Raw genomic sequence first — 21,493 nt, 5'->3', positions numbered from 1 at the left:
AACAGGGAGTTAGCGTAATGGGTTCTTTTAGCATGTGGCACTGGCTGATCGTTCTGGTCATCGTGCTGTTGTTGTTCGGTCGCGGCAAGATCCCGGAACTGATGGGCGACGTTGCCAAGGGCATCAAGAGCTTCAAGAAGGGCATGACGGACGAAGACGCGCCGGATACGGCAAAGACCGTCGATCACAAGGCCGACGAAACGAAGTAACCAAGTCCGGGAAAAAGCGCAGCCCCCGCGCTTCCCGTCCAGGAGCCTTGCATGTTCGATATTGGCTGGACCGAGCTTTTGGTCATCGCGGTCGTACTGATCGTGGTCGTCGGTCCCAAGGATTTGCCGCCGATGCTGCGCGCTTTCGGCAAGATGACGCAGCGTGCCCGCAAGGTGGCGGGTGATTTCCGTGCGCAGTTCGATGAGGCGTTGCGCGAAGCCGAGCTTGACGATGTCCGCCAGACGATCAGCGACGCCCAGAAGCTCAACCCGGTCAACAGCCTGCGCGAGGCGATGAACCCGCTCCGGCAGATGGGCAACGAGATCAAGGCCGACCTGCAGAAATCGACAACGGTCACGGAGAACAAGACCGAGGTGCCGCCCGATGCTGTCGCAGCCCCGACGCCGTCGATGAGCCTGCCGGAAACGCCGCCGTTGGTGGCGACACCTGCGCCGTCGGAACCGGTCGCCGCAGCGATTGTGCAAGCCGATACGGTTGCCGCCAAGCCGAAGGCCGTGCGCAAGCCGCGCGTCAAGCCTGCCGACAAGGTCGATGCTGCGTCCGCCGTTGCCGTGCCTGTGGAAAAACCGAAACGCACGACGGCAGTCAGGAAGCCTGCAACGCCGAAGAAGCCTGCGCAGACAAAGAAGGACGACGCATGAGCGGTGATATCGAAGACAAGCCGCAGCCGTTGATCGAGCACCTGATGGAGCTGCGCACGCGGCTGATGTGGTCGATCGGCGCGTTTTTCGTCGCCTTCATCGCATGCTTCTTTTTTGCCAAGGATCTCTTCAATTATCTGGTCATCCCATACAAGACAGCGGTCCAATGGGCTAATCTCGACGTCGAGAAGGCCCAGCTCATCTACACCGCGCCGCAGGAATTCTTCTTCACCCAGGTCAAGGTCGCGATGTTCGGCGGCCTTGTGGTCGCTTTCCCGATCATCGCCGCCCAGGTCTACAAGTTCGTGGCGCCCGGCCTCTACAAGAACGAGCGTCAGGCTTTCCTGCCGTTCCTGATCGCCTCGCCGGTCCTGTTCCTGATGGGCGGCGCGCTCGTCTATTTCTTCTTCACACCGATGGTCATGTGGTTCTTCCTGTCGATGCAGCAGGCGCCGGGTCATGACGAGATAGCGATCTCGCTGATGCCGAAGGTCTCGGAATATCTGAGCCTGATCATGACGCTGGTCTTCTCCTTCGGCCTCGTCTTCCAGCTGCCTGTCATCACCACGCTGCTCGCCCGTGTCGGTCTTCTGACGTCGCAATGGCTCGCCGAAAAGCGCAAGTTTGCCATCGTCCTTGCCTTCGTCGTCGCCGCCGTGCTGACGCCGCCGGACCCGATGTCCCAGATCGGCCTTGCGATACCGACGATCCTTCTCTACGAGATTTCCATCTATGCGGCGCGACTCGTGGAGCGCCAGCGTGCCCGGCAGGCGGTCGAAAAGGACACCGGATCCGCGGACGTTGCCAAGACGGACAGCGTCTGAGCGGCGATCCCAATCCCCCTTTGTGAACGCCGTTTCACATCCGGTCGAGGCCCGATCAGGCTTTGGCCGGGTCATTTCTGTTGCAACGACCTGGAACGACGATGCTCGATATCAAATGGATCCGTGAGAATCCCGAAGCGCTCGATGCCGCCCTCGCTAAGCGGGGTGCCGAGCCTCTTGCCCAAAGTCTCGTCGCCCTCGATGAAAAGCGCCGCACTGCCGTGCAGAAGGCCCAGGACTTGCTGTCCCGCCGCAACCTCGCCTCCAAGGAGATCGGCGCGGCGATGGCCCAGAAGAATGGCGAGCTTGCCGAGAAGCTGAAGGCGGAGGTCTCTGAACTCAAGACCCTGCTGCCGGCGATCGAGGAAGAAGACCGGCAACTGACGGCCGAACTCAACGACGCGCTCTCGCGCATCCCGAACATCCCCTTCGACGACGTCCCGGTCGGCAAGGACGAGCATGACAATGTCGTCACCCGCACCGTCGGCGAAAAGCCGCGCTGGAACCACGCACCGAAGGAGCACTTCGAAATCGGCGAGGCGCTCGGCTATATGGATTTCGAGCGCGCTGCCAAGCTCTCCGGCTCGCGCTTCACGGTTCTGACCGGGCCGCTCGCCAGGCTCGAGCGCGCGCTCGGCCAGTTCATGATCGATCTCCACACCAGCGAGCACGGTTATACCGAAGTCAGCTCGCCCTTGATGGTGCGCGACGAGGCCGTCTATGGCACCGCCCAGCTGCCGAAATTCGCCGAAGATCTCTTCAGGACGACGGATGGACGCTGGTTGATTCCGACGGCCGAAGTGACGCTGACCAATCTGGTGCGCGAGGAAATCCTCGATCACGAAAAGCTGCCGCTCCGCTTCACCGCGCTGACGCCGTCCTTCCGCTCGGAAGCAGGCTCTGCCGGCCGCGATACGCGCGGCATGCTGCGCCAGCATCAGTTCTGGAAATGCGAGCTCGTCTCGATCACCGATGCCGAGAACGCCGTTGCTGAGCATGAACGGATGACCGCCTGCGCCGAGGAAGTGCTGAAGCGCCTCGGCCTGCATTTCCGCACCATGACGCTTTGCACCGGCGACATGGGCTTCGGCTCGCGCAAGACCTACGATCTCGAAGTCTGGCTGCCGGGACAGAATGCCTTCCGTGAAATCTCCTCCTGCTCGGTCTGCGGCGATTTTCAGGGCCGCCGAATGAACGCGCGGTATCGCGGCAAGGAAGACAAGAGCAACAGGTTCGTCCACACGCTGAACGGTTCCGGCACGGCCGTCGGCCGCTGCCTGATCGCCGTCCTTGAAAATTATCTGAATGAGGACGGTTCGGTCACGATTCCGGACGTTTTGCTGCCTTATATGGGCGGATTGACTAAAATCGAACGGGCGGCTTGAGGCGATGCGCATCCTGCTTACGAATGACGACGGCATTCACGCCGAAGGTCTTGCCGCGCTGGAGCGGATCGCGCGCACGCTGTCCGACGATGTCTGGATCGTGGCGCCCGAGACCGACCAGAGCGGCCTGGCCCATTCGCTGAGCCTCTCCGAACCTCTGCGGCTGCGCAAGATTTCCGACAAGCATTTCGCCCTGCGCGGCACGCCGACCGATTGCGTCATCATGGGCATCAGGCAGGTGATGGACATCAAGCCGGACCTTGTCCTGTCCGGCGTCAATTCAGGCTCGAACGTTGCCGACGACGTGACCTATTCCGGCACGATTGCCGGCGCCATCGAGGGCACCATGCAGGGCGTGCGCTCCTTCGCGCTGAGCCAGGCCTATCTCTATGAGGACGGCGCGCGCATCGTGCCTTGGGAGGTCTGTGAGACGCATGCCCCGGCTCTTCTGGAAAAGCTGATGGTCTTGGACCTGCCGGAGGGCACGTTCCTCAATCTCAACTTCCCGAACTGCCGGCCCGACGAAGTCGACGGCGCCGAGGTGACGATGCAGGGCAAGCTCGCCTTCAATCTGCAGGTCGACGCCCGCTCCGACGGCCGGGGCTTTCCTTACTACTGGCTGAAGTTTGGCGAACGCGCCGGCGCCTTCGTTGAAGGCACCGATATTCACGCCCTGAAGCATAATAAGATTTCGGTAACGCCTTTGAAACTGGATCTGACCGATTATTCCGTGACGGACCGCGTGGCGCGGGCCTTGGGATACGGAGCACAAGTTTGACGGCAAGACTGGCGGAGAAGGAGGGCTTTGCGGCGCTCGTCCTCAGATTGCGTGCCGAAGGCATCTCGGACCTCGATCTGCTGACGGCGGTCGAGCAGACGCAGCGTTCGTTGTTCGTGCCGCCGCAATTCGCCGACGACGCCTATTCGAGCCGGACGATCCCGATCGAATGCGGTTCCTTCCTCGAAGGCATCGATTTTGCCGTCCGCATCCTGCATCACCTGAAGCTCAAGCCCGGCCAGCGCGTCCTGGAGATCGGCACTGGAAGCGGCTTTTCCACCGCCGTGATGGGCCGCCTGGCCGAGCGTGTTCTGTCCATCGACCGCTACAAGACGCTGACATCAGCCGCGCAGCGGCGCATTGAATCGCTTGGTCTGCGCAGTGTCGTCATCCGTCAGGCCGACGGCAGCGCCGGCATGCAGGGTGAGGGCACCTTCGACCGCATCCTGGTGACGGCGGCGTTCAACGCGATGCCGCGCTTTTATACAGACCAGCTCGTTTCCGGTGGCTCGATGATCGCGCCGCTGATGATTTCCGAGAATGAGTGTCGCATGGTGCGGCTGACGAAAACCGGCAGCCGTTTCGAACGCGAGGAATTATTCGAGGCGCCTTATCTGCCGATCGTTCCGCGTCTTGCCTCGCTGCTGTAGACGTGGATGATTTCAGGCCGGATAGGCCTGAGATTTGACCATCAGAAAAGAGCGCGCATGATCTCGTCCGAGAACCGCTGAGACTTTTCGGCATCACGCTCAGCACACTGCGATTTTTCACCCGTAAGCTATGGTTATCAACTTCTCAAAAAAATCGCACTGATTCCAGCATCTTAACTGCGTGGTAATACTAACGCGTTTTAATAGACTCACAAATGGTTGTGTTCTCAGTGGGTCGAGTCATGCGTTTCAGTCTTTCGCCAAAGTTCGGGAAGTCGGCCGGTAATCTTCTGGTTGTTAGCCTGCTGGCAAGTGCCGCAACGGGCTGCAGTTCCGATGTGACACGGTTTGGCGGCTTGTTTTCCTCCTCCGGGCAGGACCAGATCACTACCGGTTCAGTGCCGCGCAGGAATATGAGCGGCTCTCAGGGCGATCCGGTGCCGCGCGCCGATCTTAGCAGTTCGGCCGTTGTCGGCCAGTCAGGCTATGGCGGCGGCAATGACGCACAGAATCAGCCTTATCCGGCAAGCCCGGGTTACGATCCGACCCGCACGTCGAGCTCGAGCGCACGTCTCGCTTCCGCGCCGGTCTCGGTGCAGCGTTCAGAGTTGGCCGCGCCGACGGCGGCGGCACCCTCCCGGCAGCGGGAAAAGGAAGTTGCGCTCGCCCAGCCTTTCCCAACTGCGCCGCAGGCCGAAAGGCCCCGATTGGTGGCGCCGGCGGCACCCAAGGTGACGCCTGATACACTGACGACAGGCACGACGCCGAAGGTTTCAGGCTGGTCCGCGACCAACGCTCCTTCGGTGACGCTCCGTCCGGGTGAAAGCATCGCCACGCTCTCCAGGCGTTTCGGCGTACCAGAAAAGGAAATCCTGCGCGTCAATGTTCTGAAGACGGCATCTGCCGCTCAGCCTGGCCAGGCGATCCTGATCCCGACCTTCAACGGCGGCAATGCCGCCAAGGCGGCATCGCAGGCGGCTGACCTTTCCAAGCCCGGCAAGGTGCCGGCGCCGAAGGCGCCTGAGCAGAACGTTGCCGTCGTTCCGGGCGCCAATTCCGCCCGCGACAAGACGCTGGCGAGTGGCGATGTCACCGGCAAACTTCCCGCCGGCGCCGGCAAGGATCCGAAGGCGCCTGCCGGCACCTATGTCGTCAAGCAAGGCGATTCCCTGGCAAAGATTGCCAAGGCGACCGGTAGCAATGTCGACGACCTCAAGGCCGCCAACAATCTTTCGGCCAGCTCGCTCCGCATCGGTCAGGCTCTGAAGATCCCGAATGGCGCCGCCGATAATATCAAGACCGCCTCGATCCCGGCTGAGAAGGTCGATCCGAAGCCGACCCAGCCAGCAGCTGCCCAGCAGACGGCTTCCGCGCAGCCCGCGCCCTATAAGGCGCCGGCCGCCACTCAGACCGTCGACGATGTCGAGAAGAAGTCGGACGTCAGCTCAGCCGCGCCGGAATCGACCGGCATCGGCAAATATCGCTGGCCGGTGCGCGGCCAGGTCATTGCTTCATACGGCGCCAACGTCAACGGCAACCGCAATGACGGCATCGACATTTCGGTGCCGCAGGGCACCCCGATCAAGGCTGCCGAAAACGGCGTCGTCATCTATGCCGGCAACGGCCTGAAGGAACTCGGCAACACGGTTCTCGTCCGTCACGACGACGGCACCGTCACCGTCTACGGCAATGCCGATACGCTGAGCGTCACCCGCGGCCAGAAGATCCAGCGCGGCCAGACCGTCGCCGTCTCCGGCATGAGCGGCGACGTCAAGCAGCCGCAGGTCCATTTCGAGGTGCGCAAGGACGCGTCTCCGGTCAATCCGATGACTTTCCTGGAATAGGTACAGCGTGCCAGGAAGCGCAAAAGCCCGGCCACCAGCCGGGCTTTTGTTATTTCAGGCTCTGTCGATGTGAACGCGCATGCGCCCGGCCAGGTCCTGGATATACTGCCACGCGACGCGGCCGGAGCGTGCGCCGCGCGTCGTTGCCCATTCCAGCGCTTCGGCATGCATCTTGTCGCGTTCGAGCCCGAGCTTGAAGTGATCGGCATAGCCGTCGATCATGCCGAGATAATCCTCCTGGCTGCATTTGTGGAAGCCGAGCCAGAGGCCGAAGCGGTCGGAAAGCGAAACCTTCTCCTCGACCGCTTCCGACGGATTGATCGCCGTCGACTGCTCGTTTTCCATCATGTGGCGCGGCAGGAGATGGCGCCGGTTGGAGGTGGCGTAGAAGAGCACATTGTCCGGTCGTCCTTCGACGCCGCCGTCGAGTGCCGCCTTCAGCGACTTGTAGGCGGTGTCGTCGTGATCGAAGGAGAGATCGTCGCAGAAGACGATCACGCGGTACGGCGTGTCCTTCAGGAGGTCGAGCAGATTGGGAAGGCTGGCGATATCCTCACGATGGACTTCGACCAGTTTCAGCGAGGCGCTGCTCTCGCGCCGGACATCCTCGTGCACGGCCTTGACCAGTGAGGATTTGCCCATGCCGCGCGCGCCCCAGAGCAGCACATTGTTGGCGGCATAGCCCTCGGCGAAACGCACCGTATTCTCGTGCAGGATGTCGCGCACGTGATCGACGCCGCGGATGAGCGTCAACGCCACCCGGTTCGGCCTCTTGACCGGCTGCAGATGCTGGCGCAGTGGCGCCCAGACGAAACAGTCGGCAGCATCCCAGTCGTTGAGGGCGGGTGGCGGTCCGGCAAGACGCTCGACGGCGTCTGCGAGCCGTTTCAGCTCGGCAAGCAGGGCTGTATTGATTTCCTCGGTCATCGGTGGCCTCCTGATGTCTCACTGCGGCAATCCGCTTTGATCTTTCGATGCCGCTAATGCATGTCGCCCGGAAGTGTGGAGCGGTTCCGGGATAACGACATGCTTGAAAACAAAAGAGCTAAAGCGCGTCGCATCGATCAAGTTCGATGCGACGCGCTTTAGCATGGCGTTTTGACGGCGGAAAGGTTATGAGGCAGCGGAATCGGTACTGTTTCCGGCTGTTTCTGTTGCATTCATCGAAGCCGTAACTATAGTCCGGCAACCTGAAAAGAGAGGCGGAGTTCCGCCGCCCAAGCCTGAGGAGTTTAGCATGTTCATCACCCCGGCATTCGCCCAGAGCGCGACCGATACCGCAACGGGATTCGGCGGCTCCGGTTTCGAAATGATCATCCTGTTCGTGCCGCTGATGGTCGTCTGGTACTTCCTGCTGATCCGTCCGCAGCGCGCACAGGCAAAAAAGCGTGAGGAAACCCTGAAGGCGATCCGTCGCGGCGACCAGGTCGTCACCGGTGGCGGCCTCGTCGGCAAGGTCACCAAGGTGATTGACGAAAAGGAAGTCGAAGTCGAGATCGCCGACGGCGTGCGCGTGCGCATCGTCCGCAGCGGCATCTCCGAAATTCGCGTCAAGGGTGAACCGGTCAAGGCCGACGCGGCGTAACAAGCGATAACGGCAGGACCGCCGGATCGGAAGATCGTCGAGAGAATGTTGCATTTTTCCCGCTGGAAAACACTTCTGATTTGGCTGGCCGCGTTTGCGGCCATCGTCATCGCTGCGCCCAATCTGTTGACCGAGGCGCAGCGATCCTCCCTGCCGGACTGGTTGCGGCACGACCGCGTCGTGCTTGGTCTCGACCTGCAGGGCGGCTCGCATATCGTTCTGAAGGTCGAGCGTTCCGATATCGTCAGGGACCGCCTGGAAGAGCTGGTCGCGAATGTGCGCAACGCGCTGCGCGGCGCCGGCATCCGCTATACCGGGCTCACCGGCAATGGCCAGACCGTCACCGTGCGGATCACCGATGCGGCCCAGACACAGGCGGCGGTCGATCTCCTGAAGCCGTTGACGACGGCTGGTGGACATTCGGGACCTGAGGTCGCCCTGCAGCAGGGTGATCAGGGGCAGCTCTCGCTGCAGATTTCCGACGCTGGCATTACTGCTGACGTCGCTTCCGCCCGGACCCGCTCGCTCGATATCGTTGGCCGCCGCATCGCCGGATTGGGCAATGATAATTTCCTCGTTCGCCCCTATGGCGCCGACCGCATCGTCGTGCAGGTGCTGGGATCGATCGATGCGGAGCGGCTGAAGAACATCCTCAACCAGCCGGCCAAGCTTTCCTTTCATCTGATCGACGAAAGCATGTCGGGGCAGGAGGCGCTGAACGGCCGCTGGCCGGCGACATCGCAGGTGCTCTATTCGCTTGACGATCCGCCGGTGCCGTACCTCGTCGACCGCACGGCTTTCATCACCGGCAGCAACATGGTCGATATCGAGCCTGTCGTCGATCAACAGACGCAGGATACCTCGATCGCCTATCGTCTCGATGCGGAAGGCACGCAGCGGCTGGCGCAGGCGACGGGGCAGAATATCGGCAAACACCTTGCCATCGTCTTCGACGACCAGGTGATGTCGTCACCGGTCATCGATGCGGCGATCACCGGCGGCGAGGGCCGGATTTCGGCAAACTTCTCCGAGGATGGCGTCCGCGACCTTGCGATCATGCTGCGCGCCGGCGCCTTGCCGGCGACGCTGACCAGCGTTGAGGAACGCAGCGTCAGCCCGAGATTCGGCGCCGATTCCATCTTCAACGGTCTTGTTGCCGGCCTCGTCGCCGTCGTATTGGTCGCGGCATTGATGATCGCGCTCTATCGCATCCTCGGCCTCATCGCCGTCGCATCGCTCTTCCTCAACCTGATCCTCATCGTCGCGGTGCTGAGCCTTGCCGGCGCGACGCTGACCTTGCCGGGGATTGCTGGCATCGTGCTGATCGTCGGCATGGCGGTCGACTCGAACGTTCTGATCTATGAGCGAATCCGCGAGGAGGAAAAAACCACCCATTCCTTTGCGGAGGCGGTCGGCCGCGGTTTCTCGCGCGCCTTCGCGACGATCGTCGACGCCAATGTGACGATCTTCATAGCCGCCATCATCCTCTTCTTCCTCGGCAGCGAATCCATCCGCGGTTTTGCAGTGACGCTTGCGGTCGGCATCCTGACGACCGTTTTCACGGCTTTCACGCTGACACGCTCGATCGTTGCCGTCTGGGTGAGAAGGCGCCACCCTCGGCATCTGCCGAAGAGCGTGCTGACCCATCTTTTCGAACACGCCAATATCCGCTTCATGGGGATCCGCCGTTATGTGTTTACGGCGTCGGCGGTCATCTCGCTGATCGCCATGGCCGCCTTTGCCACCGTCGGTCCGCATCTCGGCATTGATTTCACCGGCGGCTCGCTCATCGAGGTGACGGCAAAGCAGGGCAATGCCGACATCGCCGATCTCCACGCGCGCCTCAATGATCTCAATCTCGGTGAGATCAGTGTCGAGCGCACGGGCGGACCATCGAACGCGCGGATCCGCATCGCTTCCCAGGGCGGCGGTGAGAATGCCGAGCAGTCGGCAGCGACGCTAGTGCGCGGCGAGCTCCAGGAAGATTATGATTTTCGCCGCGTCGAGGTCGTCGGCCCCGCCATCTCGGGCGAATTGACGATGATGGCGACGCTCGGCGTGCTGGCTGCACTTGCGGCGATCCTCATCTACATCTGGATCCGCTTCGAATGGCAATTCGCGGTCGGCGCCATCGTTGCAACTCTGCACGACGTCATCATCATGCTCGGTCTCTTCGTCCTCACCGGCATCGAGTTCAACCTGACGAGCGTCGCCGCCGTGCTGACCATCGTCGGTTATTCCCTGAACGATACGGTCGTGGTCTACGACCGAATGCGCGAGAATCTGAAGCGATACAAAAAGATGCCGCTGCCGATCCTGATCGATGCCTCGATCAATCAGACGCTGTCGCGCACCGTTCTGACCGCGGCGACGACGCTGATCGCCTTGCTGGCGCTCTTTCTCTTCGGCGGCGAAGTCATCCGCTCCTTCACCTTTGCGATGCTCTTCGGCGTCGCTCTCGGCACCTTCTCTTCGATCTATATCGCTGCTCCCGTCTTGATCGTCTTCCGGCTGCGGCCGAAGGCTCCCGACGGGGAAGAAAGCAACAAGACGGATGCTGGCGTAAAATCCGGCACGGTGGTTTGAAAACATGGCAAAAGGCATAGAAATCCGCGCCGCGCATTTCCCCGGGCGCGCTCCGATCGATGCTTACGGCAATGGCGGCTTTCGCTTTGCCGACATGTCGCATCGCGGCTCGATCCTTTGCCTGCCCTCCGGCATTCATGGCTGGGACATGGACATGTCGAAACCGCTGTCGCCTGAAAATTTTCGCCGGGTGCTGGATGAGGCCGCCGATATCGAGGTTCTGCTCGTCGGTACTGGAACCGAGCTTCGCCGTCTGCCCGAGGAATTGAGGCTGGCGCTGAAGTCGCGCGGCATCTCCTCCGATCCGATGAGCACGGGGGCTGCAGTGCGCACCTTCAATATCATGCTCGCCGAGCAACGCGCCGTCGCCGCGGCGTTGATTGCGGTCTGACGATGACTGAAGCGCATATTGCGACCAACCAGGACATCTGCCTGGCGATGCTGCGTGACACCGATCGCGACCGCTATCTCGCCTGTCTGCTGTCGCCGGAGGAAAAGCGCGGTGCGCTCGCAGCTCTTTACGCCTTCAACGCAGAGCTTGCCCGCATCCGCGATCTCGTCCACGAGCCCTTGCCCGGTGAGGTGCGGCTGCAATATTGGCATGATCTTCTGGAAGGCAGCGCACACGGCTCGACGGCGGCCAATCCCGTCGCCGCAGCCCTTCTGATCGCCATCGAAACGCACCGCCTGCCGCGCAAGACGCTGATCGACATGATCGAGGCCCGGACCTTCGATCTCTATGACGATCCGATGGAGACACGTCTTTCGCTTGAAGGCTATGCCGGCGAAACGGCATCGGCGCTGATTCAGCTCGCAAGCCTGGTGCTTTCGCCGGAGGAAGCCGCACGATCGGCCGACGCCGCCGGCCATGCCGGCGTCGCCCAGGCGGTCGCCGGGCTGTTGCTGCTGATGCCGCTGCATCGCCGCCGCGGCCAGATCTATATTCCGCTGCAGATCCTTTCCGCCACCGGTCTCGACCGCGATGCCTTCCTTGCCGGCGAAGACAGGCCGCGCATCTCTGCCGCCATCGAGGCCTTTGCCGGCCTCGGTCGCGAACATCTGGCAAAGGCGAGGGCGGCGGGGCCGATTGCGCCGGCCGTCTTTCCAGCCTTCCTGCCGGCTACGCTTGCCGAACCGGTGCTCATCAAGGCGCAGAAACGCGGCGCCTTGCTGCTCGACCGGCCGCTGCAGCCGCCGCAATGGCGCCGCCAGCTGCGGATGGGGCTGGCTGCCGCACGCCGAAAAATCTGATATCGGTCAAATTCGCGCAAGTCTCGCGCGTTACAAGGCTTCCACCGCTACCCTTTGAACGGAGACTCGGCGTGGGCATTATCGTCTGGTGCGTCCTTTTCGCCATCGTCATTTTCTTTGCTTTCGTGGCAACGCGCATGGCCGCGCAGAACAAGGAAGATGGCCTGCATGACACGGGCCTTGCCATCATCGAGTTCGGCCGCGCCTTTCCGAACGAGGCGATCCGTCAGCTGCAGGCGACGGAAAACGGCCAGGCCGTCTTTGTGCGCCTGCACGACAACAAGGCCGGCTTCATGCGCAACATGTCGCGCCATTTCTCCTGCCACCTGATCGAGCCGGGTCGGGTGCGCGTCGTCGGCTCGGAAACGGGCAGGGGACTGGTGATCGACTTCCTCGATGCACCCCATCACAACGGCGATTTCGAATTCGCTTCCGCCAAGGAAGCCTCGGAGGTTTCGCTCTGGCTGCTCGGCAATTATATCGCCGAGCCGGATAAGGACCTGCCGCCCGGCAATATTTCGGCGGCGAACAAGCAGTAGAAGTGGCTGCTCAGGCGCTTTCGGCAAACGTCGAATTTTGGCCGAGCCAGGCGGCGCAGTCGGCAAGCGCGCGGCGTGCGATCAGCTGCCGCTTCATGATCGTCTTGTCCTTGCCACGAAAGCGCTTGACGCCTTCGGGTTTGACGATCGAACCCAGCTGGAGCTCCGGAAACAGCCCGAAATTGATGTTCATCGGCTGGAACGATCGTTTGCCCGGCTCCTCGTCGGTGACGAGGTGGCCACCGGTGATATGACCGAGCAGCGAGCCGAGCGCCGTCGTCGCCGGCGGTAGCGAAATCGCCTCGCCCTTGCGTTCGGCGGCGGCGAAACGCCCGGCCATCAGCCCGACGCTGGCGCTTTCCACATAACCCTCACAGCCGGTGATCTGGCCGGCAAAGCGCAGACCGGGCCGCGATTTCAGCGTCAGCGACGGATCGAGCAGGGTGGGGGAGTTAATATAGGTATTGCGGTGCAGACCGCCGAGACGGGCAAATTCCGCATTTTCCAGACCCGGGATCATCCGGAAGATATCCGCCTGCGCGCCATATTTCAGCTTCGTCTGGAAGCCGACCATATTGTAGAGCGTGCCGAGCGCATTGTCCTGTCGCAGCTGCACGACGGCATAGGCCTTGACCGTCGGATTATGCGCGTTCGTCAGCCCCATCGGCTTCATCGGTCCGTGGCGCAAAGTCTCGCGGCCGCGTTCAGCCATCACCTCGATCGGCAGGCAGCCGTCGAAATAAGGTGTGCCCTCCCATTCCTTGAAGCCGACCGTGTCGCCGGATATCAGCGCGTCGACGAAGGCATTGTACTGCGCCTCGTCCATCGGGCAGTTGATGTAATCCTTGCCGGTGCCGCCGGGCCCGACCTTGTCGTAGCGCGACTGATACCAGCAGATATCCATGTCGATGCTCTCGCGGTAGACGATCGGCGCTATAGCGTCGAAGAAGGCAAGCGAATCCTCGCCGGTTTCCGCCTGGATGGCGTTCGCGAGCGACGGCGCCGTCAGCGGTCCGGTGGCGACGATGGCAAGATCCCAATCCTTCGGCGGCAGGCCGGTGACCTCTTCACGCACGACGGTGATGAGCGGGTTGTCATGGACCGCTTTGGTCACCGCCTCGGAGAAGCCATCGCGATCGACGGCGAGCGCACCGCCCGCCGGTACCTGGCACCGATCGGCAGCGGCCATGATCAGCGAGCCCGCCATGCGCATCTCGGCATGAATGACGCCGACGGCATTGCTGGTCGCATCGTCGGAACGGAAGGAATTGGAGCAGACGAGTTCGGCAAGGCCGTCGGTCTTGTGCGCATCCGTGCCGCGCACCCCGCGCATTTCATGCAGGATAACGGGAACGCCGGAACTGGCGATCTGCCAGGCGGCTTCCGAACCGGCAAGCCCGCCGCCGACGACGTGGATAGGGGAATAGGAGGAGATCGTGTTCATTCCCGGCTGATATCATGTCGGCAGGTGCGATCCAACACCCTGGAATCAAAAACGGCGCCCAGGGGCGCCGTCTTGGAAGCATCGTACTCGCTATTAGCGGAACGAGCGGGATGCGATATTCCGGATGTCGTAGCGGCTAACGCCGATATCGGACAGGGTCTGGTTCGAAAGGCCGCCGAGTTCATTGAGCGTACGACGGTAGCTGAGCCAGCTTCTTGCAATGCGGATCGGGTTCATTGTCTTCTTCCTATGTCCGCGGGACGGCGGGATCGCCTGTCTCTCTGCGGTTGATGTTTATATAGGCGAGGACCGTCCGATTGTGCAGTGCAAATAAAAGGCGTCTGCCATGCAATTGTGCACTACGATGCTCTTCAATTAAGCAGAGGATATTTTTTGAGCGGGCTAACGAGTGGGAAAAACCTGCAACCGCCGCGGCCACCATGTGCAGACAAAAGAAAACGCCCGCTGTGGGTACAGCGGGCGTTTCAATCGAGAACAATCCTGCTTGGGAGGAGCGGATCGCCTGGAATTAGCGGTGAGAAGCCTCACGGGCAACGCGATGGATGTCCGAACGGTCGATGCCGAGATCGTGCAATTCGCGGTTGGTCATGCGGCCGAGTTCCGTGACGGTCTGACGATACTTGCGCCAGTTATTGAAAGAGCGAGAGAAGTTCATGTTAAGCCCCTTTCCGAGGGTTTCATCCGCCAGCAGCCACCGATCGGCGCTGACCTCTATTTGATGACTGGAATATATGTTGCGACGCGAAAGACTAAAACAGACAAGTTTTCAGATCACCTATGCGAGCAATGCAATGCTCAAGGGGTATTTGACGCAGACTTACCGTTTTTTGGTCACCGAATAGGCAGAATGACTTTTGGGAAAGCAGTCGATTTGGAGAGGCGAATGGGGTGCCATAACAGAAAACGCTGCTTCCTCCGGTGATCCCGCTGCAAAGTGGCGTTCCGCTTCGGATTGGAAGTCGCCCACCCCTTCGCGGGGTTGGTGGGGCGGCGTGACGACAATGTGGCATGACGGCGCAATGCGACGAAAATCCTCTCACTGCCAAGGCTTTAATGAAGCTCTGGCTAAACAAAAACGCCCGCCGGGGGAGGATCCGGCGGGCGCGTTAGGGTGACTGACAACTGGGAGGAGGAGTGTTGCCAGTCTATCGCAGCGCGCTGGGAGGAGGAGTGCGCGGCTACGAATCTCGTCACGGACAAAGCGTCCGCGGGCGTCCGGCTGATGCCGGGCCGGGGCGCCATCCCCGTGCTTCGATGTCCTGGTAAATAGTATGACTAATGAATATTGTGCAGTGCAATAAATTCATGGGGGATATGCAGAGATCGCATACCTCTCCGTTCGTAGACTTATATTAGCGCTTCTGACGTTAGCGGCCGGTTAACACTCGATACTATTTAGACCAATGAGGAACTTGTATATTTGTCGCAAGGGCGTTTGCGAACACCCGTGCTGCGTCTATAACGGCGTGAGCTGCAGCGCCGCAGTCGACGTTGCGGAAATCAAGGGGTTGAGCATGTATCGCGGCAGATTGGAGCGGGATCTCTCGCTCTGGGTGGGCAAGGGCCTGCTCGGGCAGGAAACGGCAGATGCGCTTCTCGCCGAATATGACAGCCGCCCGGCAAGCTTCAGCCTCGGCAGGGTGCTGATGGCGCTGGCAGCGGTGCTGCTTGCAGCTGCCATCCTGCTGGTCGTCGCCTCCAACTGGGAGGCCATCCCGCGGCTGGTGCGCGTGGGAGGCATCCTTGCCCTGATCTGGGTGGTGCATATCGCCGCCGCCCGAATGCTTGCCCGCGGTGCGACAGCCGCCGCAGGCGGCTTGCTGGTCATCGGCGCAATGAGTTTCGGCGGAGCCATCTCGCTGGTCGGGCAGATGTATCACCTCTCCGGCGACGAGCAGACGGTGATGTATCTGTGGTTCGCGATTGCGACGATCTCGGCGATCCTGTTCCGTTCGGGCGCCGTGACCGTCGTCGCCGGCTTCCTCTCCTGGGCGTCCTTCGCCGTCTATCTTGAGAATAACGAGACGCATTGGATCGGTCTCGATCCCTGGATGGCGCCCGTCATGGCGCTGATCGTCATCGGACTGGTGCGGTATACCGGCGCCGAGCGAGCCCGCCACCTGGCTTATCTGCTGCTGATCGGCTGGCTCGCCTGGCTCTATACTCTTTATGAAGAGATCGCCGTGGCGCTTGCCTTCGCGATCGGCGGCATGGCGGCCTTCGTCCTGACGGCGTTGCCGCTCCGGCCTATTGCCTCCTTGGTCAGAAGCGCTGGTGCGGCTCCAGCCTTCTACAGCTTCCTCGTCGCCGTAATCGGCTTCCTGCTGCTGCATTTCGAAATCGAGGACGGCTGGGGGCTGGTGGTGCTCGGAGTGGCGACGCTTGCCGCTTCCGTGCTGGCGATCGTCTTGCGCGGCAGGGATAATGGCGCGGTGCGATATCTCGCCTATACGACCTTTGCCGCGGAGATGCTCTATCTCGCCTCCGTCACCGTCGGCTCGATCCTCGGCACGTCGAGCCTCTTCCTCTTCTCCGGTCTCGTGGTCGCGCTGGTCGCCTGGATGGTCATCCGTCTCGAACGGCGTTTTTCGGCGAATGCACAGGGGGAGCGGGCATGAACTCGTTCATGGCAAGGCTGCAATCCGGCAAGGGCTATTTGCTTTCAGCCATCATCGTCGCCGGTCTGCAGACCCTTATCCTCGGCACCATCATCCAGAGCCGGGCGTCGATTCTCAGCGGTGGCGCCGAGGTGCTGCTGAAGACGGCGCCCGTCGATCCGCGCGATTTCCTGCGCGGCGACTATGTCGTCTTGAACTACGACATTTCCTCGGTGCCGGTGCAGACGGTTTCCGGCGGCATTCCGGGCGAGGCCGGCGAACGGGTGTTATGGGTCCGGTTGAAGAAGCAGGAGGACGGTTTCTGGACGGTGACCGAATCGTCCTTTCACGAACTGCCTGCGCAGCCGGAGACCGTGATCCTGCGCAGCCAGCCATTTTATAGTGGCGGACTTGCCGCCGGCGACAGCATGCGTGTCGAATACGGCATCGAGCGCTACTACGTTCCCGAAGGCCAGGGCAAGCCGATCGAGGCGGCCCGCAATGACGGCAACGTCGCCATCGCAGTGCGTGTCTCGCCTGATGGAAGCGCACAGATCCGCAGCCTGCTCGTCGATGGCAAGCCGGTTTACGACGAGCCGCTTTACTGATCGCGTCGCACTTCGGGGCAGGGCAGCTCCAGGGCCGCAAATCCCCTGTCATTTCCCGTTCATTTTTCCTTTGCCTCGGCCAAATCGGGTGATATAGAGACGCCGCGCTCCGGAAGGCCTCATGCGCAGGCATAGGCATGCGGTTTTGTGAACGCGGGTATGGTGAAATTGGTAGACACGCCAGATTTAGGTTCTGGTGCCGCAAGGCGTGGGAGTTCAAGTCTCTCTACCCGCACCAAGCTGTTTGCAGGCGGGAGACTAGGAATCGGTTGTTCCAGAACAATTGAGAGTTGTCCCGAATAGCCCGCGAGTGCCATTCCGCTTTGGGCGGAATGATATGGAATTGGGAAAAGCCACGCGCGGCAGGATCGCCGGCGTCGTGCTCATCGAAACGAACGGCGTCTGGGCACGGCCGCCACGAAATGAAGGTAGGAAGACATGCAGGTTATCGAAACGCTCGCTGAAGGGCTGAAGCGCGAAATCAAGGTCGTTATCCCGGCCAAGGACATGCAAGACAAGATGAATGAGCGTCTTGCCGATGTGAAGGACAAGGTTCGCATCAACGGCTTCCGTCCGGGCAAGGTCCCCGCCGCTCACCTGAAGAAGGTCTACGGCAAGTCGATCATGGCTGACCTCGTCAACGAGATCGTCCGCGAGCAGCCTGCCGCCATTCTGTCCAGCCGCGGCGAGAAGTCGGCCACGCAGCCGGAAATCGCCATGACGGAAGACAAGGACGAAGCTGACAAGATCCTCGCTGCCGAGCAGGATTTCGAATTCACGCTCTCCTATGAAGTTCTGCCGCCGATCGAACTGAAGTCGGTCAAGGGCATCAAGGTCACGCGCGAAGTCATCGACATCTCGGACGACGAAGTCAACGAGCAGGTCTTGAAGGTCGCCGAAAGCGCCCGCGCCTACGAAACCAAGACCGGCAAGGCCGCGAACGGCGACCGCATCACCATGGACTATGTCGGCAAGGTCGATGGCGAAGCCTTCGAAGGTGGCACCGACCAGGGCGCTGAGCTGGTGCTCGGCTCCGGCCGCTTCATTCCGGGCTTCGAAGACCAGCTCATCGGCGTCAAGGCCGGCGACGAGAAGACCATCACTGTGACCTTCCCGGCCGACTATCCGGCCAAGAACCTCGCCGGCAAGGAAGCGACCTTCGACGTGTCAGTCAAGGAAGTCGCCGCACCTGCCGATGTCGAGATCAACGATGAACTCGCCTCCAAGCTCGGCATCGAATCCGCCGACCGCCTGAAGGAAATCGTCCGTGGCCAGATCGAATCGCAGTACGGCTCGCTGACCCGCCAGAAGCTGAAGCGCCAGATCCTCGACCAGCTCGACGAGATGTACAAGTTCGAGACCCCGAACTCGCTCGTCGACGCCGAATATAACGGCATCTGGAGCCAGGTGAACAACGACCTCGCCCAGTCCGGCAAGACCTTCGAGGACGAAGACACGACCGAGGAGAAGGCTCGCGAGGAATACAAGACGCTCGCCGAGCGCCGCGTTCGCCTCGGTCTCGTTCTCTCCGAAATCGGCGAAAAGGCCGGCGTCGAAGTCAGCGAAGACGAGATGCAGCGCGCCATCTACGATCAGCTGCGCCAGTATCCGGGCCAGGAAAAGCAGATCCTCGAATTCTTCCGCAGCCAGCCGGGTGCCGCCGCTTCGATCCGCGCACCGATCTTCGAAGAGAAGGTCATCGATCACCTGCTGACCGAAATCGACGTCACCGATAAGAAGGTGACGAAGGAAGAGCTGCTCGCCGAGGAAGAAGGCGAAGCGAAGGCCGAAACCAAGAAGGCCGCACCGAAGAAGAAGGCTGCCGCCAAGGCCGAAGCAGCTGACGCCGGTGAAGGCGAAGAAGCCGCACCGAAGAAGAAGGCTGCTCCGAAGAAGAAGGCGGCTGACGAAAGCGCCGAATAATCGCTTTTCAGTTCAGAAGTTTGGAAGGGCCTCGCCATCGTGCGGGGCCTTTTTCTATTGTCCAGGTCAGTTTCATTCTCGCCGCCTACTCCATTGTGTTTATTCATTTGGAACAACAAAGAGTTGCATTGAAGTATAGTTAGATGCAAATTTCGCTAATGGTGGAGGGACCTGAAAATGACCGAAAAGCAAGACATGAAGAAGCTCGTGGAGGAAATCTATGCTGTGCGTGACCGTGGCGATATCGAAGCTACGCTGGCGCTGATCGGCGAGAATTGCACCTTTCGCATGGTCGGCAATACACGGCTGGCGCCTTTTTCGACTGAATCAAGCGGGCATGATTTTCGCCAGGCGATAACCCAGCTTATCACTGTATGGGATCTATCGAATATCAGGACAGCCGGCATCTATGTGGACGAGGATGAGCATATGGTCTTTGCCCACCGCGAAGGCGAGGTCAGGCACATCCCATCGGGCGTGAGCTTCCATACGGAATTCGTCGACAAGATCCATTTCCGAGATGGGAAACCTGTCAAGATCGTAGAATTCGTCGACACGCTGCAAGTGGCCGAGACGACCCAGATGATCCAAGTCGCTTAAACGACCACCAAAGTCGGAGCTTTCAAAGCGCGTTGTCAAACTTGATTCATGCGACGCGCTTTAGCGACATGTATCGGCTTGCCGCCTATGTGTCCGGGCCTCAGCCGCCGTTGCAAGAATCACCGCTCAATGCGCGGTCAGTTGCGCGACCTTCCTGACGTGGTTGACGGCTGCGGCGCCGCCGGCGGTCTGTGTGAAGAGGTGGAGCGTTTCCTCTTCGTCGTCGGCGACAGGCGTCAGGGCCTGATCCATGTAGGTCTTCGACTTCGCCTCCTTTGAAATCAAGAACGCCGAAATCGTCAGGCCAATGATCGTGCCGGCGAGCGAAGCATGTTTGCGGAAGGTTTCCCAGGCAAAGCGCGGCCAGAAGACGAGCGGATTCTCGCGCGGCAGGTCCGGGCGCCGCTCCGACGGCGTCTTCAGGCGCAGCAGGCCGCTTTGCAGCGGGTGCACGTTTTCCAGCGGCACGGTGGTCGCGAAGGAGACGAGAACCTTGACGAGCCTAGCGAGCGGCACGCCGGTTGCCACAGCGCGGCGCAGCAGCGTCTTCATATGATCGGGCGAATAATAGAGCGCCCAGGCCTCGTGGTAGATGTCTTCCCATTCCTGCTTGCTCATCTTCGGATGGGCGGTGCAGACGTGCTCGACATCGTAGATGTTGAGATCGGCATCCATCTCGACGCCCTTCTTCCACAGGACCTGATGGTCCTCGGAGCCGGGCAGCGGCGTCAGGATGAAGAATTCGATGACGTCGAGCGGCAGCTCTTCCTGGATGATCGCGATGTCGCGGCGGATCGATTCCGGCGTGTCGGCGGGGAAGCCCAGGATATAACCGGCGAGCGTCATGATGCCCTGCGCCTTCCAGGCGAGCAGCATTTTGCGGTATTCGGTGATCTTGTTCTGGTTTTTCTTGGCGGCGGTCAGATTATCCGGATTGACGTTTTCAAGGCCGATGAAGACGCGGGTGACGCCGGCGCGCCTGGATTTCTCGATGAAATTGGGGATCTTGTGGCAGAGCGTGTCGACCTGGATCATCAGGCCGAGTGGAATGCCGTCACGTTCCTTGAGTTCGATCAACCGGTCGAAGATCGCTTCCCAATCCTTGTTGCGGGCGAAATTGTCGTCGGTGATGAAGAATTTGTGGATGCCCTGCGCCCAGTTCATCCGCACCAGCTTTTCGACGTCGTCGGCCGAGCGGAAGCGCGACTTGCGTCCCTGTACGTTGATGATGGTGCAGAACGAGCACTGATAGGGACAGCCACGTCCGGCATCGAAGCTGGTGCTGAGCCCGAGCGTGCGCTGGATATTGTCCTTCGGCAGGAAGGGAACCGGCGTGCCGCCGATGCCGGGAAGGTCGTTCATGAAATTATAGAGCGGCTTCAGCTCACCGGCGGCGGCATCGCGCAGCACCATGTCGAGCCGGCCCTCGGCTTCGCCGGCAAACATCGAGATGCCCATGTCGCGGCAGGCGTCGAGCCCGACCGCCTTGCCATCCAGCATCGACAGGCAGCCGGAAACATGGAAGCCGCCGATCGAAACCGGCAGGCCGGCATCGCGGAAGGGACGGGCGATATCGAGGGCGCGCGGATATTGGTTGGTCTGGACGCCGACGAGCGCGATCATGCCGAAATTGTCGTGACGCTTGAACTGCGCCAGCAGTCCGGCGATATCGATCCGCGTATTGGTCTCGTCGATCACGGTGATGTCGATCGCCGTATCGTCTCCGAGCACCTTGCGCTCGGCGCATTCGGCGGCAATGCCGTAGAGCGCCGCGAGCGAATTGGAGGGGATCATCGCCCGCCACCAGCGGATGACGTAGCCGTCGTCGTCATAATGCGACGGCTTGATCAGGATCAGCTGAAAACGTCTGCGCGCGGCTTCCAAGACATGGGACAAGAGTATCTATCTTTCTCTAGAAGCTTTTGCCCGAAGGCAAAATGGCGTTGAAGGCAAGCACGACGTATCAATGCGATTTAGGAGGTCAAA

At 61.0% G+C, this 21,493-nt stretch carries 21 protein-coding genes and 1 tRNA gene; 17 read left to right on the top strand and 5 right to left on the bottom strand.

The window, feature by feature from the left end:
• The first annotated feature begins 17 nt into the window (after positions 1-17).
• The 7 genes from GFM02_RS20790 to GFM02_RS20760 all read left to right on the top strand — a co-directional run bounded on the left by GFM02_RS20790 (position 18) and on the right by GFM02_RS20760 (position 6,353).
• Positions 18-209, top strand: a complete 192-nt coding sequence (locus tag GFM02_RS20790) for a twin-arginine translocase TatA/TatE family subunit (protein WP_003538990.1) — start codon at positions 18-20, stop codon at positions 207-209.
• Positions 210-260: 51 nt separating this feature from the next.
• Positions 261-872, top strand: a complete 612-nt coding sequence (gene tatB, locus GFM02_RS20785) for a Sec-independent protein translocase protein TatB (RefSeq protein WP_168270814.1) — start codon at positions 261-263, stop codon at positions 870-872.
• Positions 869-1,696: a twin-arginine translocase subunit TatC gene (tatC, locus tag GFM02_RS20780; RefSeq protein ID WP_168322626.1), complete on the top strand. Its 828-nt coding sequence runs from the start codon at positions 869-871 to the stop codon at positions 1,694-1,696. The genes tatB and tatC overlap by 4 nt, the downstream gene beginning before the upstream one ends.
• 101 nt (positions 1,697-1,797) lie before the next feature.
• A complete protein-coding gene (gene serS, locus GFM02_RS20775; protein WP_168322625.1) occupies positions 1,798-3,081 on the top strand; it encodes a serine--tRNA ligase in 1,284 nt (427 codons plus the stop codon).
• A 4-nt stretch (positions 3,082-3,085) separates the two neighbouring features.
• Positions 3,086-3,859, top strand: a complete 774-nt coding sequence (surE, locus tag GFM02_RS20770; RefSeq protein WP_017991200.1) for a 5'/3'-nucleotidase SurE — start codon at positions 3,086-3,088, stop codon at positions 3,857-3,859.
• Entirely contained in the window at positions 3,856-4,509 is a 654-nt protein-coding gene (locus GFM02_RS20765) for a protein-L-isoaspartate(D-aspartate) O-methyltransferase (RefSeq protein ID WP_168322624.1), read from the top strand. Before surE ends, GFM02_RS20765 begins: the two co-directional genes overlap by 4 nt.
• Positions 4,510-4,751: 242 nt before the next feature.
• Positions 4,752-6,353 (top strand): M23 family metallopeptidase, encoded by a 1,602-nt coding sequence (locus tag GFM02_RS20760; RefSeq protein ID WP_168322623.1) that lies wholly within the window; start codon positions 4,752-4,754, stop codon positions 6,351-6,353.
• 54 nt (positions 6,354-6,407) lie between these two features.
• Here the strand turns inward: GFM02_RS20760 and GFM02_RS20755 are convergent, their stop codons facing one another.
• A complete protein-coding gene (locus tag GFM02_RS20755; RefSeq protein ID WP_168322622.1) occupies positions 6,408-7,280 on the bottom strand; it encodes an ATP-binding protein in 873 nt (290 codons plus the stop codon).
• 310 nt (positions 7,281-7,590) lie between these two features.
• On the opposite strand from GFM02_RS20755, the gene yajC reads away from it, so the two are divergent.
• The 5 genes from yajC to GFM02_RS20730 all read left to right on the top strand — a co-directional run bounded on the left by yajC (position 7,591) and on the right by GFM02_RS20730 (position 12,314).
• Positions 7,591-7,938, top strand: coding sequence for a preprotein translocase subunit YajC (gene yajC, locus GFM02_RS20750; RefSeq protein ID WP_003539006.1), 348 nt, complete (start codon positions 7,591-7,593; stop codon positions 7,936-7,938).
• A gap of 45 nt (positions 7,939-7,983) precedes the next feature.
• Positions 7,984-10,524 (top strand): protein translocase subunit SecDF, encoded by a 2,541-nt coding sequence (secDF, locus tag GFM02_RS20745; protein WP_168322621.1) that lies wholly within the window; start codon positions 7,984-7,986, stop codon positions 10,522-10,524.
• 4 nt (positions 10,525-10,528) lie between these two features.
• Positions 10,529-10,915, top strand: coding sequence for an Mth938-like domain-containing protein (locus GFM02_RS20740; RefSeq protein WP_003539009.1), 387 nt, complete (start codon positions 10,529-10,531; stop codon positions 10,913-10,915).
• Between the two features lie 2 nt (positions 10,916-10,917).
• Positions 10,918-11,775: a phytoene/squalene synthase family protein gene (locus GFM02_RS20735; RefSeq protein ID WP_168322620.1), complete on the top strand. Its 858-nt coding sequence runs from the start codon at positions 10,918-10,920 to the stop codon at positions 11,773-11,775.
• Between the two features lie 71 nt (positions 11,776-11,846).
• Complete coding sequence (locus GFM02_RS20730; RefSeq protein ID WP_131719953.1) at positions 11,847-12,314, top strand: hypothetical protein; 468 nt, start codon at positions 11,847-11,849, stop codon at positions 12,312-12,314.
• A gap of 10 nt (positions 12,315-12,324) precedes the next feature.
• Here GFM02_RS20730 and trmFO read toward each other — a convergent pair whose 3' ends face one another.
• The 3 genes from trmFO to GFM02_RS20715 all read right to left on the bottom strand — a co-directional run bounded on the left by trmFO (position 12,325) and on the right by GFM02_RS20715 (position 14,434).
• On the bottom strand, positions 12,325-13,758 hold the full coding sequence (gene trmFO, locus GFM02_RS20725) for a methylenetetrahydrofolate--tRNA-(uracil(54)-C(5))-methyltransferase (FADH(2)-oxidizing) TrmFO (protein ID WP_168322619.1): 1,434 nt from the start codon (positions 13,756-13,758) through the stop codon (positions 12,325-12,327).
• 93 nt (positions 13,759-13,851) lie between these two features.
• Positions 13,852-13,995, bottom strand: coding sequence for a DUF1127 domain-containing protein (locus GFM02_RS20720; protein WP_003539017.1), 144 nt, complete (start codon positions 13,993-13,995; stop codon positions 13,852-13,854).
• A gap of 292 nt (positions 13,996-14,287) precedes the next feature.
• Positions 14,288-14,434 carry a DUF1127 domain-containing protein gene (locus GFM02_RS20715; RefSeq protein ID WP_003539019.1) on the bottom strand — a complete coding sequence of 49 codons (147 nt, stop codon included), beginning with the start codon at positions 14,432-14,434 and terminating at the stop codon, positions 14,288-14,290.
• 859 nt (positions 14,435-15,293) lie between these two features.
• Here GFM02_RS20715 and GFM02_RS20710 point away from each other — a divergent pair.
• The 5 genes from GFM02_RS20710 to GFM02_RS20690 all read left to right on the top strand — a co-directional run bounded on the left by GFM02_RS20710 (position 15,294) and on the right by GFM02_RS20690 (position 19,507).
• Positions 15,294-16,397 carry a DUF2157 domain-containing protein gene (locus GFM02_RS20710; RefSeq protein ID WP_168322618.1) on the top strand — a complete coding sequence of 368 codons (1,104 nt, stop codon included), beginning with the start codon at positions 15,294-15,296 and terminating at the stop codon, positions 16,395-16,397.
• On the top strand, positions 16,394-16,984 hold the full coding sequence (locus GFM02_RS20705) for a GDYXXLXY domain-containing protein (RefSeq protein WP_168322617.1): 591 nt from the start codon (positions 16,394-16,396) through the stop codon (positions 16,982-16,984). The genes GFM02_RS20710 and GFM02_RS20705 overlap by 4 nt, the downstream gene beginning before the upstream one ends.
• Positions 16,985-17,137: 153 nt before the next feature.
• Positions 17,138-17,222: transfer RNA gene (locus GFM02_RS20700), tRNA-Leu, on the top strand.
• 200 nt (positions 17,223-17,422) lie between these two features.
• Positions 17,423-18,907 carry a trigger factor gene (gene tig, locus GFM02_RS20695; protein WP_168270824.1) on the top strand — a complete coding sequence of 495 codons (1,485 nt, stop codon included), beginning with the start codon at positions 17,423-17,425 and terminating at the stop codon, positions 18,905-18,907.
• 177 nt (positions 18,908-19,084) lie between these two features.
• Entirely contained in the window at positions 19,085-19,507 is a 423-nt protein-coding gene (locus GFM02_RS20690) for a nuclear transport factor 2 family protein (RefSeq protein ID WP_168322616.1), read from the top strand.
• A 126-nt stretch (positions 19,508-19,633) separates the two neighbouring features.
• Here the strand turns inward: GFM02_RS20690 and GFM02_RS20685 are convergent, their stop codons facing one another.
• Positions 19,634-21,403 (bottom strand): B12-binding domain-containing radical SAM protein, encoded by a 1,770-nt coding sequence (locus tag GFM02_RS20685; protein WP_168322615.1) that lies wholly within the window; start codon positions 21,401-21,403, stop codon positions 19,634-19,636.
• Positions 21,404-21,493: the final 90 nt, after the last annotated feature.

The organism is Rhizobium leguminosarum bv. viciae (assembly GCF_012276115.1).
In the GTDB taxonomy this organism is placed as follows: domain Bacteria; phylum Pseudomonadota; class Alphaproteobacteria; order Rhizobiales; family Rhizobiaceae; genus Rhizobium; species Rhizobium leguminosarum_T.
This window is presented reverse-complemented; position numbering and strand designations above follow the sequence as displayed.